The sequence below is a fragment of the Acidovorax sp. 35-64-16 genome, from assembly GCF_002281195.1.
GTDB lineage: Bacteria > Pseudomonadota > Gammaproteobacteria > Burkholderiales > Burkholderiaceae_C > Acidovorax > Acidovorax defluvii.
In genome coordinates, this window is sequence record NZ_NCFM01000022.1 from 13,698 (window position 1) to 31,400 (window position 17,703).

Below are 17,703 nucleotides of genomic sequence, written 5' to 3' on the forward strand. Positions count from 1 at the left end.
TGGTCTCACCAGCGATGGTTTCTGCACCCCCGGGCCGCCCCGCCGTGGCCCCGTTCCACCATGATCATTACCAGCCTGCTCGACACCGATCTGTACAAGTTCACCATGATGCAGGTGGTGCTGCACCAGTTTCCGGGGGCGCAGGTTGAATACAAATTCAAGTGCCGCAACCCCGGCGTGCAGCTGGCGCCTTTTGTGGCCGAGATTCGGGCAGAGATCCGGTCGCTGTGCAGTCTGCAGTTCCAGGATGACGAGCTCGCTTACTTGCGCTCGCTGCGTTTCATCAAGAGCGATTTTGTGGATTTTCTCGGCCTGTTCCGGCTGAACGAGAAATACATCACCGTCACGCCGCAGCCCTCGGGTGAGATCGACATCACCATCCGCGGGCCCTGGCTGCACACCATCCTGTTCGAGATTCCGGTGCTGGCCATCGTGAACGAGGTGTACTTTCGCAATACGCAAAAGGTGCCTGATTTCCCCGAGGGCCGCCGGCGCCTTGACACCAAGATTGCGCAGCTGCAAGCCGACGGCTTGGCCGATCTCAAGATTGCCGACTACGGCACGCGCCGGCGCTTCAGCCGCGCATGGCACGAGGAGCTGCTGCGCGTGCTGGTGGCCCGCCTGGGCACGGGCGACCGCCGCCCGGGGGCACCGCCTGGTCCGGGCCAGTTTGCGGGCACCAGCAATGTGCTCTATGCCATGAAGCTGGGCGTGACGCCGCTGGGAACCATGGCGCACGAATACCTGCAGGCCTGCCAGGCGCTCGGCCCGCGCCTGCGCGACAGCCAGGTGTTCGGCTTTGAAATGTGGGCCAAGGAATACCGGGGCGACCTGGGCATTGCGCTGTCCGACGTGTATGGCATGAGCGCCTTTCTGCGCGACTTCGACCTGTATTTCTGCAAGCTCTTTGACGGCGCCCGGCATGACAGCGGCGACCCGTTTGCCTGGGGCGAGCGCCTGCTCGACCACTACCGCAAGAACCGCGTGGACCCGCTGACCAAAACACTGATCTTCAGTGACGCCCTCACGGTGCCGCGCACCATCGAGCTGTACCAGCAGTTCCGGGGGCGCTGCCAGCTGGCGTTTGGCATTGGCACCAACCTCACCAACGACCTCGGTTACGAGCCGCTGCAGGTGGTCATCAAGATGACGCGCTGCAACGACCAGCCGGTGGCCAAGGTGTCTGACGCGCCCGGCAAGGGCATGTGCGATGACGAAAAATACCTGGCCTACCTGCGCCAGGTATTCGAGATTCCCTCGGTGCCCTGATGACGTAAAACACGCTGCCCACTCCGTGCGTGGCCAAAGCCCACGCTCAACAAGAACGAAAGAAGGAGACAAATCCATGAAGATTTCACGCTGGTTGACCTCGATCGCCCTGTTCGCGTTGCCTGGCCTGGCCTTTGCCGCCGACCTTGATGGCGGCAGCATTTCGATGTTGTGGGGCGTGCCGTTTGCCGGCCTGTTGCTGTCGATTGCGCTGGTGCCCCTGTTCGCCCCCATTTTCTGGCACCACCATTTTGGCAAGGTGGCGGCGGCCTGGGGGCTGGCGTTTCTGGTGCCGTTTGCCGTGGTGTTTGGCCCCGGGGTGGCTGGCGCCAGCTTCGTGCATGCGCTGCTGGCCGAATACATTCCCTTCGTCATTTTGCTCACCGCGCTGTTTGCGGTGTCGGGTGGCATCTACATCCGCGGCAACCTGCATGGCAGCCCGGGGCTCAACACGGCCATCCTGGCCATTGGCGCCGTGCTGGCCAGTTTCATGGGTACTACGGGGGCATCGATGCTGCTGATTCGCCCCCTGATCCGCGCCAACGACAACCGCAAGCATGTGGCCCATGTGGTGGTGTTCTTCATCTTCATCGTGTCGAATGCGGGTGGCTCGCTCACGCCGCTGGGTGATCCGCCGCTGTTTCTGGGCTTTTTGAAAGGCGTGGATTTCTTCTGGACGGTAGGGCACATCTACCAGGAGACGCTGTTTCTGGTGGGCGTTTTGCTGGTGCTGTTTTACGCGCTCGACAGCTGGTATTTCCGCCGCGCCAAAGAGGTGACGCCGCAGGACCCGACACCCGATACCCGCGACGCCCGCGATTTCGGCTTTGATGGCAAAGTCAACTTTGCCTTGCTGGGCGCGGTAGTGGCGCTGGTGCTGCTCAGCGGATTCTGGAAGTCGTCGGTGGTGTTCAACATCGCGGGTACCGAGGTGGGATTGCCCGGCATCGTGCGCGATGTGGGCCTGGTCATCGTCACGCTGGCCTCGCTCTGGCTCACACCGAAAAAAGTCCATGCCGACAACCAGTTCGGCTGGGGGCCCATGCAGGAGGTGGCCAAGCTGTTTGCGGGCATCTTCCTGACCATCATTCCCGTGATCGCCATGCTCAAGGCGGGCCTCAACGGGCCGTTTGGCGCCATCGTGGCCGCCGTCACGCGGCCTGACGGATCGCCCGATCCGGCGATGTATTTCTGGGCCACCGGTGCGCTGTCTTCGTTTCTGGACAACGCCCCCACTTACCTGGTGTTCTTCAATACCGCCGGGGGCGATCCGGCCGTGCTCATGACCACGCTGGCCCCCACACTGGCCGCTATTTCGGCGGGCGCCGTGTTCATGGGCGCCAACACCTACATCGGCAATGCGCCCAACCTGATGGTCAAAGCCATTGCCGAAGACCGCGGCGTGAAGATGCCCAGCTTCTTTGGCTACATGCTGTGGTCCGGTGGCATCCTCGTGCCCTTGTTCATTGTCATGACCTTCATCTGGTTCAAGTGAAGTACATCCCCCTGAGCGACTTTGTCGCTTCCCCCTTCTCTCGCATCGCTACGTGCGGCGGGACGGGGGACGCCGCCCTCGCTGCAGGGCAGCCCTTGCTCGGCGGCCCCGGCCTGGATCGCGCCAGTTTCATCAGCTGTGATTGACGCACAACACATTGGAGATAAAAAAATGAGCAAACCCCGCATCCTGGTTGCCCGTGCGATTTTTCCTGAAGTGGTGGAGCGCCTGGCGCAGCATTTCGAGGTGGAATCCAACCCCGATGACGTGATCTGGTCGCCCCAGGAGCTGGCCGCGCGGCTGGCCGACAAGGACGGCGCCTTCACCACGGGAAGCCAGCGCATCGATGCAGCCCTGATCGCTGCCGCGCCGCGCCTGAAAATCGTGGCCAACATGGCTGTGGGCTACAACAACTTTGATGTAGATGCCATGACCGCCGCCGGCGTGCAGGGCACCAACACGCCCGACGTGCTGACCGAAACCACGGCCGACTTCGGCTTTGCGTTGCTCATGGCCACGGCCCGCCGCCTGACCGAGAGCGAACATTTCCTGCGCGCCGGCAAGTGGACCACCTGGCGCTACGACATGTTTGCGGGCAGCGACATCCACGGCAGCACGCTGGGCATCATTGGCATGGGCCGCATCGGGCAGGGCATTGCCAAGCGCGGGGCGCACGGCTTTGGCATGAACGTGGTCTATCACAACCGCTCGCGCCTGTCGCAGCAGCTGGAGGGCGAATGCAAGGCCCACTATGTCGAAAAAGACGAGCTGCTGCGCACGGCCGACCATGTGGTGCTGGTGCTGCCGTACACCCCGGCATCGCACCACACCATTGGCGCGGCCGAGCTGGCGCTGATGAAACCTACTGCTACGCTGGTCAACATTGCGCGCGGCGGCATCGTGGACGATGCGGCCCTGGCCGTGGCGCTGCGTGAACGGCGCATTGCGGCGGCGGGCCTGGATGTGTTCGAGGGCGAGCCCAGCGTGCACCCCGATCTGCTGACGGTGCCCAATGTGGTGCTCACGCCGCACATCGCCAGCGCCACCGTGCCCACGCGCCTGGCCATGGCCAACCTGGCGGCCGACAACCTGATCGCCTTTTTTGACGGGCGCGGCCCGCTCACGCCGGTGAACCAGCCGGCTGCGATGCGATCTGCCTGAAATTTGAATCAAATTGGCCTCTAGCGCTTATGGGATAAGCGCAAGATGCTATAAATATAATAGTGAATACCTTGACTGCTGACACGCTTGTTTTGTTGGCCGCGCTGGCCCTGGTGCTGCTGCTTTTGGTGCTGTTGCTGGTGCGCCGCCCCCGTGTGGACCTGCCGCCCGAGTGGCTGGCGCGGCTGCAGGCCCTGGAACAGACTGGCCAGGCCACCCAGCTGGCAGTGGCCAAGAACGATGGCGCCATGGATGCGCTGGCCCACCAGCTCAGCGGTTTCACACAAACCACGCAAACCACGCTCGAAACCCTGCGCCACGCCGTTGACGAACGCCTGGCCCAGGCGGTGAGTGAATCGCGCAACAGCCGCTCCGAATTGCTGGCGGCCTTTGGCGTGTTCGAGGGGCGGCTGGAGCAGCGCCTGTCGGTGTTCGACGCCGCCCTGACCCAGCGCCAGACCGCGCTGGATGCCTCGCTGGCCCAGCGCTTTGATGGTCTGCAGCAGGCCGTGGCCGGGCGCCTGGAAGAAAGCAGCAAGGCGCTGCTGGCCCACCTGGCGCAGGGCCAGGCCGATGCCGCCACCGCGCGCACCGAGCTGTCGGCCACACTGGTGGGTTTTCGCACCGAGCTCACCACCACCACGGCCGCCTTGGCCGCCGAAAGCGTCAAGTCGCGCGAGGCCATGGGCGAGAGCGCAGCGCTGTTTGAAAAGCGCATTCAAGAGCGTTTCGAGGCGCTGACGGCCGCCACGCGCATCACGCTCGACTCGCTCAAGGCCGACATCCAGAGCCAGCTGGGCACCATGTCGACCGCGCTCAAGGACCAGCTCGAAGGCAACAGCTACCAGATCAAGAACCAGTTCTCGGTGCTGCAAGACGCCGTGTCGCAGCAGCTCACCGCCCTGGTGCAGGGCAGCCAGCACAACGCCGAACAACTGCGCACCGCGCTCAACGAGCGTCTGGGCGCTATTCAGGCCGACAACGCCACCAAGCTCGAAGAAATGCGCCGCACGGTGGACGAAAAGCTGCACGCCACGCTGGAGCAGCGCCTGGGCGAATCCTTCAAGCTGGTGTCTGACCGGCTGGAGCAGGTGCACAAGGGCCTGGGCGAAATGCAGACCCTGGCGGGCAGCGTGGGCGACCTCAAACGCGTGATGACCAACGTGAAGTCGCGCGGCACCTGGGGCGAAATGCAGCTTGGGGCCATCATCGACAACGTGCTCACGCCCGACCAGTTTGCGCGCAACGTCAAGACCGTGCCGGGCAGCGACGAGCTGGTCGAGTTTGCGATTCGCCTGCCGGGCAAGAACGACGAGCACCCGGTGTGGTTGCCCATCGACTCCAAATACCCCGTGGAGCAATACCAGCGGCTCATGGACGCGCAGGACGCGGCCGACAAGGCCGCCATTTTGTCGGCGGGCAACGCGTTCGAGACCTCGATCCGGCTGGAAGCAAAGAAGATCTTTGCCAAATATGTATCGCCCCCGCACACCACCGACTTTGCCGTGCTGTATTTGCCCACCGAAGGCTTGTTCGCCGAGGTGATGCGCCGCCCCGGCCTGGTCGAGGCGGTGCAGAACGATTGCCGCGTGATGATCACCGGCCCGGCCAACCTGGCCGCCATGCTCAACAGCCTGCAGATGGGCTTCAAGACGCTGGCGATCGAGAAGCACTCGTCCGAGGTATGGAGCCTGCTGGGAATGGTCAAGACCGAGTTCGCCAAGTTTGGCGATGTGGTCGAGGCCACCAAGAAATCCATCGACGCCGCCGCAAAGAAGTTTGACGAGGTGGGCGTGCGCACCCGCGCCATCCAGCGCAAGTTGCGCGATGTGCAGGACCTGCCCGCGCCCGACACCACCGTACCGCTGGCGGGCGCCAGCACGGCGGCATTGCCCGCGCTGGACCCTGAGGACGATCTGCCCTGAGCCAACCCCGGCACGCGGGGTGGCGACCGAAGATCAGAGCTTGTAGAAAGCCTTGATCAGACCCCAGGCTTCCTGCGGGTCGTCGGTGTAGTGAAACAGTTGCAGGTCTTTGGCCGAGATGGTGCCTTCTTCCACCATGGCGTCAAAGTTGATGAGGCGCTTCCAGTAGTCCACGCCAAACAACACGATGGGCACCGGCTTGGCCTTGCGGGTTTGCACCAGCGTGAGCACCTCGAACAGTTCATCAAGGGTGCCAAACCCGCCGGGGAAAGCCACCAGGGCCTTGGCGCGCATCATGAAGTGCATCTTGCGCAGGGCAAAGTAGTGAAACTTGAAGCTCAGCGAGGGCGAGATGAAGCGGTTGCCGCTTTGCTCGTGCGGCAGGCCGATGTTCAGGCCCACGTTCAGCGCGCCCGCCTCGTGGGCGCCCCGGTTGGCGGCCTCCATGATGCCGGGGCCGCCGCCCGTGCAGATGTAGATGCGGTCGGCCGGTCGCTGGCGTTCGCTGTGGTCGGCCACCAAGCCGGCAAACTGGCGGGCAAGGTCGTAGTAGCGCGCGTTGCGCACGGCACGGCGCGCGCGCTGCAGCTGTTCTTCGTCGCCGCTGGCCTCGGCTTCGCTGAGCAGGGCGGCCGCCTCGTCGGGTGCCACAAAGCGGGCGCTGCCATACACCACCACGGTGTTCTCGATGCCTTGCTCGGCCTGGCCCAGGTCGGGCTTTAGCATTTCCAGCTGGAACCGGATGCCGCGCGTTTCACGGCGGAACAAGAACTCGGGGTCGGCAAACGCAAGGCGGTAGGCATCGGCGTGCAGGGGGTTGTCGTTGTTGGCGTGCGCGTGCAGCTCGGCCCAGGCATCGGCCAGGCGGCGTTCGTTGAGTTGGGTGTTGGCTTCCATGGGGATTCCAGACGTCGCGGCGGGGGCCGGACTGAGAGAGTAGGGTTGTGACAGGGGCCAGCCATTGGAGCGGCGGGCCTTGCAGGATTTTAGGGCCAACAGTGCTGTTGCGCTTTACAGACGTGCGTCATAAGCTATTAAAAAGATAGTAACTTATTGCGCTGCAGGTCAAAATGACCGGGAGGCCGGGTGCGCGCCGCGCTGTGGGCTGGCCCACCGGTCAGGGGCGGCTGGCCAGCGCCAGTGCCACCGTCTGCAGGCCCAAGAGGGTCATGAGCAGCGAGCCCCCCAAGTGCAGCCCGGTGGTGCCGGCTGCCAGCAGGTAGCGCTGCTGCTGCAGCATGGTCACCACCTCGGCCGAAAAGCTGGAAAACGTGGTCAGCGCCCCCAGAAACCCCGTGACCAGCGCCAGGCGCCAGGCGGGGTCGATCTGCGGCAGGGCCTGGAAAGCCGCCACGCACACGCCGATGAGGTAGCCGCCGAGCAGATTGGCCGCCAGGGTGCCCCAGGGCAGCAGCGCGCCGGGCCCGCTGAGCCACACGCCCAGGCGCCAGCGGGCCAGGGCGCCGAGGCTGGCGCCGATACAGATGGACAGAACATTCAGCATGGCGCCATTGTCCACATCCGGGGCGCGCGCCCAGGGTTCTTGCTTTGGTGACACGGGCCCATGGCAGACGAAGGCGCGGGTTTGGTATCGTTCCTTTCGTGTCCATCGTGTGCCATTCAGCGCGGTTTTCTTGCGATGGAGGGCCTCACGCCAATGCATCCTGTGCTCTGATGGACCGATCTTTTTTCTCTGGCTGCGCTGCGCGCTCTAATTGATATAAAAAGTGGCTTTTGCGCTTATATGGCAAGCGCTCATAGCTATTCTTACGGTAGCAACTCATGACGATTGAACCTTCTTTCTCACCCCGCTGGCAGTTCTGGGTTGACCGGGGCGGCACCTTCACTGACATCGTGGGGCGCCGGCCCGATGGCGGGCTGGTCACGCACAAATTGCTGTCTGAAAACCCTGGGCAGTACCGCGATGCCGCGGTGGCCGGCATTCGCCACCTGCTGGGTCTGAAGCCCGGCGAAGCCGTGGCGCCCGCGCAGGTGGAGTGCGTGAAGATGGGCACCACCGTGGCCACCAATGCGCTGCTGGAGCGCAAGGGCGAGCCCACGCTGCTCATCACCACCAAAGGCTTTCGCGACGCATTGCGCATTGCCTATCAGAACCGCCCGCGCCTGTTTGACCGGCACATCGTGCTGCCCGAGCTGCTTTACAGCCGCGTGATCGAGGCGCAGGAGCGCGTGGGCGCGCACGGCGAGGTGATCGAGCCGCTGGATGAGGAGCACCTCAAAGAGCGCCTGTGGGCCGCCTACGATGCGGGCCTGCGCAGCGTGGCCATCGTGTTCATGCATGGCTGGCGTTACACCGCCCACGAGCAGGCGGCCGCCCGCCTGGCCGAGCAGGCGGGGTTCACGCAGATCAGCACGTCGCACGCCACCAGCCCCATGATGAAGTTCGTGAGCCGGGGCGACACCACGGTGGTGGATGCTTATCTGTCGCCCATCCTGCGCCGCTATGTGGCGCAGGTCGCGGGCGAGATGCCTGGCGTGCCGCTGTTCTTCATGCAGTCCTCGGGCGGGCTGACGGACGCGCACCACTTTCAGGGCAAGGACGCCATCCTCTCGGGCCCGGCGGGCGGCATTGTGGGCATGGCCCGGACTGCGCAGTTGGCGGGGCACGATCGCGTGATCGGCTTCGACATGGGCGGCACCAGCACCGATGTGAGCCACTATGCGGGCGCATTCGAGCGCGAGTTTGAGACACAGGTGGCTGGCGTGCGCATGCGCGCGCCCATGATGGGCATCCACACGGTGGCGGCCGGTGGCGGCTCGGTGCTGGGCTTTGACGGCGCCCGCTTTCGTGTCGGCCCCGAGAGTGCGGGCGCCCATCCCGGCCCCGCCAGCTACCGCCGGGGCGGCCCGCTGGCCGTGACCGATGCGAACGTGATGGTGGGCAAGATCCAGCCGGCGCATTTTCCGCAGGTGTTTGGCCAGGCGGCCAACGAATCGCTGGATGCTGACGTGGTGCGCGCACAGTTTGGTGCGCTTGCCGTGCAGACCGGGCGAGCGCCTGAGGAAGTGGCCCACGGTTTCATCCAGATCGCCGTGCAGCAGATGGCCAATGCCATCAAGAAGATCAGCGTGGCCCGCGGCTACGACGTGACGTGCTACACCCTGCAGTGCTTTGGCGGCGCGGGCGGCCAGCACGCCTGCCTGGTGGCCGACGCACTGGGCATGGCGCAGGTTTTTGTGCACCCGCTGGCGGGCGTGCTGAGCGCCTATGGCATGGGCCTGGCCGATCAGAACGTGATCCGCGAGCAGACCGTGGAATGCACGCTGGCGCCCGAGGCACTGGCGGGCATCGAAGCCACGCTGGATGCGCTGGCCAGCACGGCGCGCGCCGAGTTGCAGCGCCAGCAGGCGGGCGCTGGCGCGGCGGTGGTGCATCGCCGCGTGCATGTGCGCTACGAGGGCACCGATTCGGCCCTGGTCGTGCCGTTTGGCACCCAGGCCGAGATCACCGTCGCATTCGAGAACGCCTACCGCCAGCGGTTTTCGTTTCTCATGCAGGGCAAGGGTCTGGTGGTGGAGGCCGTGTCGGTCGAGGCCGTGTTGCCCGGCGATGCCCCCATGGAGCCGCGCCACGCAGTGCACCCGCGGCGCGAGGTGCCGCGCCGCAGCACCGTGCGCATGTACACCGTGGGCACCAGCGGTGCCCCCGCCTGGCACGATGCCGCACTGGTGGTGCGCGAAGACCTGCGCCCTGGCGACGTGATCCCCGGCCCGGCCATCATTGCCGAGAAGAATGCCACCACGGTGGTCGAACCCGGCTGGCAGGCGCAGCTGACCGACCTTGACCACCTGCTGCTCAACCGCTGTGCGGCGCGCGCCGTGCATTGCGCGGTGGGCACTACGGCCGACCCCGTGCTGCTGGAGCTCTTCAACAACCTCTTCATGAACATTGCCGAGCAGATGGGGCTGCAGCTGCAAAACACGGCCTACTCGGTCAACATCAAGGAGCGGCTGGACTTCAGCTGCGCACTGTTTGACGCAGCTGGCCACCTCATCGCCAATGCGCCGCACATGCCCGTGCACCTGGGCTCGATGGGCGAGAGCATCAAAACCGTGATCCGCGAGAACCGCGCCACGATGCAGCCCGGCGATGTGTATGTGCTCAACGACCCCTACCACGGCGGCACGCACCTGCCCGACATCACGGTGATCACGCCGGTGTACCTTGCCGACGGCGCGCAGCCCAGCTTTTACGTGGGCAGCCGGGGCCACCACGCCGACGTGGGCGGCATCACGCCGGGCTCGATGCCGCCGTTTTCCACGCGCATCGAGGAAGAGGGCGTGCAGATCCGCAACTTCAAGCTGGTCGAGCGCGGGGTGCTGCGCGAGGCCGAAATGCTGGCCCTGCTCCAAAGCGGTGAATACGCCTCACGCAACCCGCAGCAGAACCTGGCCGACCTGAAAGCGCAGATTGCCGCCAACGAAAAGGGCGTGCAAGAGCTTGGCAAGATGGTGCAGCAGTTCAGCCTGCCCGTGGTGCAGGCCTACATGGGCCATGTGCAGGACAACGCGGAGGAATCGGTGCGCCGCGCCATCACGCGCCTCAAGGACGGCGCATTCACGCTGCCCCTGGACAACGGCGCGCAGATCAGCGTGGCCGTGAAGGTGGATGCGGCCAGCCGCAGCGCCACCATCGACTTCACCGGCACCAGCGCGCAGCAGAGCAACAACTTCAATGCGCCCACGGCGGTGTGTATGGCGGCGGTGCTGTATGTGTTTCGCACGCTGGTTCAGGATGACATCCCGCTGAACGCCGGGTGCCTGAAGCCGATCAACGTCATCATCCCGCCCGGCTCCATGCTCAACCCGCTTCCACCGGCCGCGGTGGTGGCGGGCAATGTGGAAACCTCCACCTGCATCACCAATGCCTTGCTGGGAGCGCTGGGCGTGATGGCGGCCAGCCAGTGCACCATGAACAACTTCACGTTCGGCAACGCCAGCCACCAGTATTACGAAACCATTTCGGGCGGCAGTGGTGCGGGCGGCGTGTTCGACGATGCGGGGGCCCTGGTGGGCGGCTTTGGCGGCACCAGCGTGGTGCAGACCCACATGACCAATTCGCGCCTGACCGACCCGGAGATCCTGGAGTTCCGTTTTCCGGTGCGGCTGGACAGCTTTGCCATTCGTGCCAACTCGGGCGGTGGCGGCCGCTGGGCGGGGGGCAACGGCGGGGTGCGCCGCATCCGCTTTCTTGCGCCAATGACGGCCAGCATCCTCTCCAATGGCCGCCACCGTGGCGCGTTTGGCATGGATGGCGGCAAGCCCGGAGCGCCCGGCGTTAACAAGGTGGTGCGTGCCAATGGCCGCGTGGAGTTGCTCGACCACATCGGTCAGGCCGAAATGCAGCCGGGCGATGTGTTCGAGATCCACACCCCCGGTGGCGGAGGTTTTGGCGCCGTCGCGAGCAAATTATGATGAAATATGCCGCTAGCCCTTGATGGTAAAGCGCTAGCAGCTATAAATTCAGGAGCATTGTGGTGCCGCCTGGCCGCGGCCGCCTGTCACGAATCGCGCTCGATCGAGTCGGTGGTGCGGCTCAGGCTCGGGGGCACATCGTTGCCCGCCCGCCGTGCGCGGAACAAGGCCGCGCGCATGAGGAAAATATTGGTCACGGGCACCGTGATGGCTACGAACAGTGCGATCAGCAGGGCGTGTAGCGCCAGGCCTTGCCCCTGCAGCGAGAAGTAAACGATGGTGCCGTGCATGATGCACCAGCAGCCCATGGTGGCAATGATGGACGGCGCGTGCACGCGCTCGAAATAGGTTTTCAGGCGCAGCAACCCCCACGAGCCCAGCAGCGCAATGGTTGCACCTGTCAGCACCATCGCCGCGATGGTGATTTCGGCCCACAGTGGCAGCGCGGCATCGGTCATTCGATCACCTCGCCGCGCAGCAAAAACTTGGCCATGGCCGTCGTGCCGACAAAACTGAACAACGCAATCAGCAGCGCGCCCTCGAAATAGGTGCTGCTGCCGTAGTGAATGCCCAGCACCAGCGCCAGCAGCATGCCATTGAGGTACATGCAGTCCAGCGCCAGCACACGGTCTTGCGCCGAGGGGCCCTTGAGCAGCCGCACCAGCGCAAGCACCATCGCCAGCACCAGCATGCTCAGGGCAATGGGCAGGGCCCAGGAAAGGATGGGGTAGGTCATTCAAAAATCTCCATCAGCGGGCGCTCGTAACGCTGCTTGACGTGGTCGATCAGGGTTTGCGGATCGTCCACCTCCAGCGCGTGCAGCATGAGCATGGAGCGGTCCAGCGACAGCTCGGCCCAGGCGGTGCCGGGTGTGATGCAGACGATCATGGCCAGCACGGCCAGCGCATTGGGGTCGCGCAGTTCCAGGGGGATGTGCACAAAGGCCGCAGCATGGCGTGGCCGCCTGGGAGCCAGCAGCAGGCGCGCCACGGCCAGGTTGGACGCCACGGTGTCGGCCACCACCGTCAGACCCAGCCGCAGCACCGTGCCGGGGCGGCGAATGCGCACCGGCAGGGGCCGCAGCCCGCGCGTGAGCAGGGGCACCAGCCACGCCACCACCAGTGCCAGCAGCAAATTGCCGGGGCTGAGCGACTGGTTCAGCAACAGCCACAGCACGAACAGCGCGGCCGACAGCAATGGCGCGGGCAGCAGGCGTTTCATGGGGCCTCCTTGGGCGGATGGGCATTGCCCGGCGTGGTCGGGCCGGGGATGGGTTGTGCCTGCATCACGGCGCGGATGTAGGTTCCTGGCGAATGCAGCGCATCGGCCGTGGCCTGCGTGAACTGCATCAGGGGGCCCGCCATCACGGTCAGCGCGACGCACAGGGCCAGCAGCACGGCGATGGGCAGCCCCTCCAGCACACGCAGCTGGGGTGCCACGCGAACGTGGGTGGACCAGAAATGGCGAATGCCGACCCGCGTGAGGGCAATCAGTGCCAGCAGACCGGTGGCAATCATCAGCACAAACAGCGTCCAGCCCGGCGCGCCCGGCTGGGTGCCGGCCGAAGCGGTCAGGCCCAGCGGGTTGAGCAGGGCGCTGAGCATGGCGAACTTGCCCACAAACCCCGACAGCGGTGGCAGACCGGTAATGACCAGCGTGCAGACGATAAAGGCCAAGCCCAGCAGGGCGGCAGCGGCGGGGATGACACGGCCAATCAGCACCTCTTCGTCTTCGTCGAGGTTCAGTCCCTCGGTGGGAACGAGCTCGGCGTTGAGAAAGGGCGCGTTGTCGCTTTTCTCGAACGGGGCGTAGCTGGCGCCGTCGTTGCGCCAGCGGTCGATCAGGTCAGCCGTCAGGAAAAGGGCGCTGACGGCCAGCGTGGAACTGGGCAGGTAATACAGCAGCCCGGCCGTGAGCAGGTTCTGGCCAAATCCCGCCGCGGCCAGCAGGGTGCCTGACGACAGGATGGCGGCAAACCCGGCCAGATGCGTGAGGCGCTGCGAGCCCAGCATCCCCACGGCGCCAAACGCCATGGTGACCATGCCGCCACCAATCAGCCACAGGCTGCCAAACAGTGCGGAGGCGCCGGCTTCGCTGCTGAACAGCAGGGTCCACAGCCGCAAAATCGTGTAGACACCCACCTTGGTCATCAGCGCAAACAGCGCGCCCACGGGCGCCGTGGCGGCACTGTAGGCTGGCACGAGCCAGAAGTTGAGCGGCCACACCGCCGCCTTGATGAGAAAGGCCGTCGCCAGGATGGCGGCGGCGGCGTGCAGCAGGCCACGGTCGGCGGGGGCCACCAGTGGAATGATCTGCGCCAGATCGGCCATGTTCAGCGTGCCGGTGATGCCGTACAGCATCGACACGCCCACCAGAAACAGCGAGGACGCCGCCAGATTGATGGCGATGTAGTGCAATCCCGCTTGCACGCGCTGCCGACCCGATCCATGCAGCAGCAGGCCATAGGAGGCCGCCAGCATGATCTCGAAGAACACAAACAGGTTGAACAGGTCGGCCGTGAGAAAAGCGCCCGCCAGGCCCATGAGCTGGAACTGGAACAGCGGGTGGTAGTGCACACCAGCACGGTGCCAGCGGGCCCCCGCAAACACGATGGAGGCAAGGGCGACCACGCTGGTCAGCACCAGCATCATGGCCGAGAGGCGGTCCAGGGCCAGCACGATGCCGAACGGCGCCTGCCAGTTGGCCGCCAGGTACACACCCATGCTGCTGGTGGCGCCGGGCTGGTTGGCCCACAGCAGCAGCGCCAGCGAAACCAGCAGCCCGAGCGCCGTGGAAAGCACATTGACGACGAGCTTAAGGAGCCGCTGTTCCTCGCGCATCAGCAGCATGAGCGCACCGGTGAGCAGTGGCAGGGCAATGGGGGCGAGCATCAGGTGCGGCATCAGCGCCGAGGCGCCTTGCTCCACCAGTGTGATCAGGCCCTGGCTCATCGGAGCGCCCCGGTGCACAGGGCTGCCGCCAGGGCATGGCGCGGCGCGGGCGGGCAGTGCGAAAGGTGGGGCAGGGTGGTGCTCATGGCATTTCCTGCACATCACGCGCGCTGTGGCCGTCCACGTGGTCGGTGCCCGACATGCCGCGTGAGGCCAGCAGCACCACCAGGAACAGGGCCGTCATGGCAAACCCGATCACGATGGCGGTGAGCACGAGCGCCTGGGGCATGGGGTCGGCATAGTGCGCCAGATCGTGCGGCAGGCCGGGCTGGAGCACCGGCTCCTTGTCGATCGCCAGGCCCAGGCGCCCCATGCTGAAGATGAACAGATTGACGGCATACGACAGCAGCGACAAGCCCATGATGACCTGGAAGGTGCGCGGGCGCAGCAGCAGCCACACGCCCGAGCCCGTGAGTACGCCAATGGCAATGACCAGAACGATTTCCATCAGCGGTTGACCTCCGGTGGGGGTGGGTGGGCGCCATCCTCTTGCTCCGCCTCTTCTGCCAGGCGGGCGTGGTAGCGGTGGCCGCGCACCGATTGGTGGGCAATGGCCGTCAGGATCAGCATGGTGGACCCCACCACCAGCGTGAACACGCCGATGTCAAAAAACATGGCACTGGCGATGTGGATGTCGCCCAGCAGCGGCAGGCTCAGGTGAAAGGTGTGGCTCGTGAGAAACGGGTAGCCCACCACGATCGCCCCGAGCCCTGTGGACAGGGCGAAGAGCAGCCCGGTGCCGATCCAGCGCCGCGGGAGTAACGGCATGTGGGCCTCTACCCAGTGCGTGCCCGAAATGATGTATTGCAGCAGCAGCGCCACCGAAAGCACCAGGCCCGCCACAAACCCCCCACCGGGCTGGTTGTGCCCGCGCATGAACAGGTAAAACGACACCACGGCTGCAAAGGGCAGCAAAAGCCGCACCAGCACCGCGGGCACCATCAGATAGCCCACGGCGGTGTCGGTGGCGTGGCGTGGGTTGAGCAGGTCGGTCTGCAGATCGGCGGGCATGAAGCGCTGCTGTTCGGGCAGGTCCATGGTTTCGCGCGCGGGGCGAAAGCGCCGCAGCAGTGCATACACCGTGAGGGCCACCACGCCCAGCACCACGATTTCGCCAAAGGTGTCAAAACCACGGAAATCCACCAGCATCACATTGACCACGTTGGTGCCACCGCCCTGGCTGAGTGCGTTTTCCAGGAAGAACGTGGATGTGCTGTCGGGAAAAGGGCGGCTCATCATGGCAAAGGCCAGCCAAGCCATGCCGCCCCCTGCCGCCAGCGCCAGCGCCATGTCGCGCTGGCGGCGCCACCGGGTGGTGGCCTGCTCGGCGGAGGTGGCAACGCGCAGGGTTTCATCGCGTTTGGGCAGCCAACGCAGGCCCAGCAAAATGAGCACCGTGGTCACGATCTCGACCACCAGCTGAGTCAGCGCCAGGTCGGGTGCCGAAAACCACAAAAACGTGATGCTGGTGCAAAGCCCTGCTCCGCCCGCCAGTGTGAGCGCTGCCAGGCGGTGGTATTTGGCCTGCCAAGCGGCTGCCACGGCGCATACCATGCCCACGCCCCAGAGCAGCACGAACGCGGGCGATAGCGGCAACATGCTTCGTTGGCCCAGTTGCATGCCCTGGCTCCACAGGGGCAGGGCGCCAGCAACCAGCGCTGCGCCAACCAGCCACAGCATCTGCCATTGCAGGCGCTGGGTAGACAGCATGCGCCGCCCATGGCGCCCCATCTGCGTAATGAAAGCCAGCGAACCATCAAACAGGCGCCGCCCCCGGATGTGGCGCATGAGGGGTGGCGCATCCACCCGGCCGGCAGCGCGCAGCGCCCGCAACGCCGTATACATTGCGATCCCACCCCCCAGAGCCAGCAGGCTCATCACAAAGGGGGTGTTGAAGCCATGCCACACGGCCAAGCTGAAGGCTGGAAGCTCTCCGCCCACCACAGGCCTTGCGGCGGCATCCAAGAATCGGCCCACCGACCAGGCAGGCAGCATGCCCACCACCAGGCACACCAGCACCAGCAACTCCACCGGCACGCGCATCCAGTGCGGCGGTTCGTGCGGTGTGCGCGGCAGGTCGGTGGCTGGTGGGCCAAAGAACACATCGACCGTGAAGCGCAGCGAATACGCCACGCTGAACATGCCCGCCAGGGTGGCGGCAATTGGCAGCATGAAGGCCACCAGCGGTGTGGCATCCAGGAACACCGTCTCGGTGAAGAACATCTCCTTGGACAGGAAGCCATTGAGCAGCGGCACCCCCGCCATCGCTGCACTGGCCACCATGGCCAGCGTGGCGGTGACCGGCATCATGGATCGCAGGCCCGACAGACGCCGGATGTCACGCGTGCCGCTTTCATGGTCCACAATGCCGGCGGCCATGAACAGCGACGCCTTGAAGGTGGCGTGGTTCATGATGTGAAAGACCGCCGCCACGGCGGCCAGCGGGCTGTTCAGGCCAAGCAGCAGGGTGATGAGGCCCAGGTGCGAAATGGTCGAGTAGGCGAGCAGCCCCTTCAGGTCGTTGTGGAACATTGCCGCATAGCCACCCACCAGCAGCGTGGCCAGGCCGGTCCCGCCCACCAGCCAGAACCACGGCTCGGTGCCACCCATCACGGGCCACATGCGGGCCAGCAAAAAAACACCGGCCTTGACCATGGTGGCCGAATGCAGATACGCCGACACAGGCGTGGGCGCGGCCATGGCATGTGGCAACCAGAAATGGAACGGAAACTGCGCGCTCTTGGTGAAAGCGCCCAGCAGCAGCAATACAAGGGCCGTGATGTACAGCGGGTGATCGCGCACCTGCTGGCCGGCAGCAAGCACATGATCGAGGTCGTAGCTGCCCACGATGTGGCCGATGACCAGCATGCCGCCCAGCAGGCACAGGCCTCCCGTCCCGGTCACGGTGAGCGCCATGCGCGCGCCGCGCCGCGCATCGCGCCGGTGGTGCCAGTAGCCGATCAGCAAGAACGAAAACAGGCTGGTCAGTTCCCAGAAAAATGCCAGCTGGATGATGTTGCCCGCCAGCACCACTCCCGCCATCGCACCCATGAAGGCCAGAAAAAACGAGAAGAAACGCGGCACCGGATCGGCGGGCGACATGTAGTAGCGCGCATACAGCACCACCAGCGTGCCAATGCCCAGCACCAGCATGCAGAACATCCACGCAAAGCCATCCATGCGGATGACCAGGTTCAGGCCCAGTGCGGGCAGCCATTCAATTTCCTGGCGCAGCACGCCGCCGTCGGCAATCTGGGGAAAGTAAAGCGCGGTCTGTACGGTGCAGAACAGCGCAATCAGTCCCGCCACGGTCGATTCAGTGTTGCGGGCATTCGCGGGCAGAACCGCCGCCAGAAAGCTTCCGATGAAGGGGAGAAGAATGAGGGTGATCAGGGGCATGCGCCGACAATTTTACGGAACGACCAGCAGTCATCCCTGAAAAGACCATGTGGGCCTGGGCTTTTGC

The 17,703-nt window shown here is 65.0% G+C and carries 13 protein-coding genes; 5 read left to right on the top strand and 8 right to left on the bottom strand.

Annotated elements, in window-relative coordinates; translation table 11 throughout:
• The first annotated feature begins 60 nt into the window (after positions 1-60).
• The 4 genes from pncB to rmuC all read left to right on the top strand — a co-directional run bounded on the left by pncB (position 61) and on the right by rmuC (position 5,850).
• Positions 61-1,269 (top strand): nicotinate phosphoribosyltransferase, encoded by a 1,209-nt coding sequence (gene pncB / locus B7Y64_RS13455; protein WP_291324737.1) that lies wholly within the window; start codon positions 61-63, stop codon positions 1,267-1,269.
• A 76-nt stretch (positions 1,270-1,345) separates the two neighbouring features.
• Entirely contained in the window at positions 1,346-2,764 is a 1,419-nt protein-coding gene (locus tag B7Y64_RS13460; protein WP_291324736.1) for a sodium:proton antiporter, read from the top strand.
• 171 nt (positions 2,765-2,935) lie between these two features.
• The gene (locus tag B7Y64_RS13465) at positions 2,936-3,925 is read left to right on the top strand and encodes a D-glycerate dehydrogenase (RefSeq protein ID WP_291324735.1); all 990 of its coding nucleotides are present in this window, start codon (positions 2,936-2,938) and stop codon (positions 3,923-3,925) included.
• Between the two features lie 71 nt (positions 3,926-3,996).
• Complete coding sequence (gene rmuC / locus B7Y64_RS13470) at positions 3,997-5,850, top strand: DNA recombination protein RmuC (protein WP_291324756.1); 1,854 nt, start codon at positions 3,997-3,999, stop codon at positions 5,848-5,850.
• A gap of 33 nt (positions 5,851-5,883) precedes the next feature.
• Here the strand turns inward: rmuC and B7Y64_RS13475 are convergent, their stop codons facing one another.
• Both B7Y64_RS13475 and crcB read right to left on the bottom strand, forming a co-directional pair.
• Positions 5,884-6,747, bottom strand: coding sequence for a TIGR00730 family Rossman fold protein (locus B7Y64_RS13475; protein ID WP_291324734.1), 864 nt, complete (start codon positions 6,745-6,747; stop codon positions 5,884-5,886).
• Positions 6,748-6,967: 220 nt separating this feature from the next.
• A complete protein-coding gene (gene crcB / locus B7Y64_RS13480) occupies positions 6,968-7,354 on the bottom strand; it encodes a fluoride efflux transporter CrcB (RefSeq protein WP_111867548.1) in 387 nt (128 codons plus the stop codon).
• Between the two features lie 278 nt (positions 7,355-7,632).
• On the opposite strand from crcB, the gene B7Y64_RS13485 reads away from it, so the two are divergent.
• Positions 7,633-11,286, top strand: a complete 3,654-nt coding sequence (locus tag B7Y64_RS13485) for a hydantoinase B/oxoprolinase family protein (RefSeq protein WP_291324733.1) — start codon at positions 7,633-7,635, stop codon at positions 11,284-11,286.
• A gap of 86 nt (positions 11,287-11,372) precedes the next feature.
• On the opposite strand, the gene B7Y64_RS13490 is transcribed toward B7Y64_RS13485, so the two are convergent.
• From B7Y64_RS13490 to B7Y64_RS13515, 6 genes are all read right to left on the bottom strand, one after another.
• A complete protein-coding gene (locus tag B7Y64_RS13490) occupies positions 11,373-11,744 on the bottom strand; it encodes a monovalent cation/H(+) antiporter subunit G (protein WP_114654934.1) in 372 nt (123 codons plus the stop codon).
• A complete protein-coding gene (locus B7Y64_RS13495) occupies positions 11,741-12,022 on the bottom strand; it encodes a K+/H+ antiporter subunit F (RefSeq protein WP_291324732.1) in 282 nt (93 codons plus the stop codon). The genes B7Y64_RS13490 and B7Y64_RS13495 overlap by 4 nt, the downstream gene beginning before the upstream one ends.
• Positions 12,019-12,507 carry a Na+/H+ antiporter subunit E gene (locus tag B7Y64_RS13500; protein ID WP_024815348.1) on the bottom strand — a complete coding sequence of 163 codons (489 nt, stop codon included), beginning with the start codon at positions 12,505-12,507 and terminating at the stop codon, positions 12,019-12,021. Before B7Y64_RS13500 ends, B7Y64_RS13495 begins: the two co-directional genes overlap by 4 nt.
• On the bottom strand, positions 12,504-14,237 hold the full coding sequence (locus B7Y64_RS13505; RefSeq protein WP_291329136.1) for a monovalent cation/H+ antiporter subunit D: 1,734 nt from the start codon (positions 14,235-14,237) through the stop codon (positions 12,504-12,506). Before B7Y64_RS13505 ends, B7Y64_RS13500 begins: the two co-directional genes overlap by 4 nt.
• A gap of 82 nt (positions 14,238-14,319) precedes the next feature.
• Positions 14,320-14,685, bottom strand: a complete 366-nt coding sequence (locus B7Y64_RS13510) for a Na+/H+ antiporter subunit C (protein ID WP_024815346.1) — start codon at positions 14,683-14,685, stop codon at positions 14,320-14,322.
• Positions 14,685-17,636 (bottom strand): monovalent cation/H+ antiporter subunit A, encoded by a 2,952-nt coding sequence (locus B7Y64_RS13515; protein WP_291324731.1) that lies wholly within the window; start codon positions 17,634-17,636, stop codon positions 14,685-14,687. The genes B7Y64_RS13510 and B7Y64_RS13515 overlap by 1 nt, the downstream gene beginning before the upstream one ends.
• Positions 17,637-17,703: the final 67 nt, after the last annotated feature.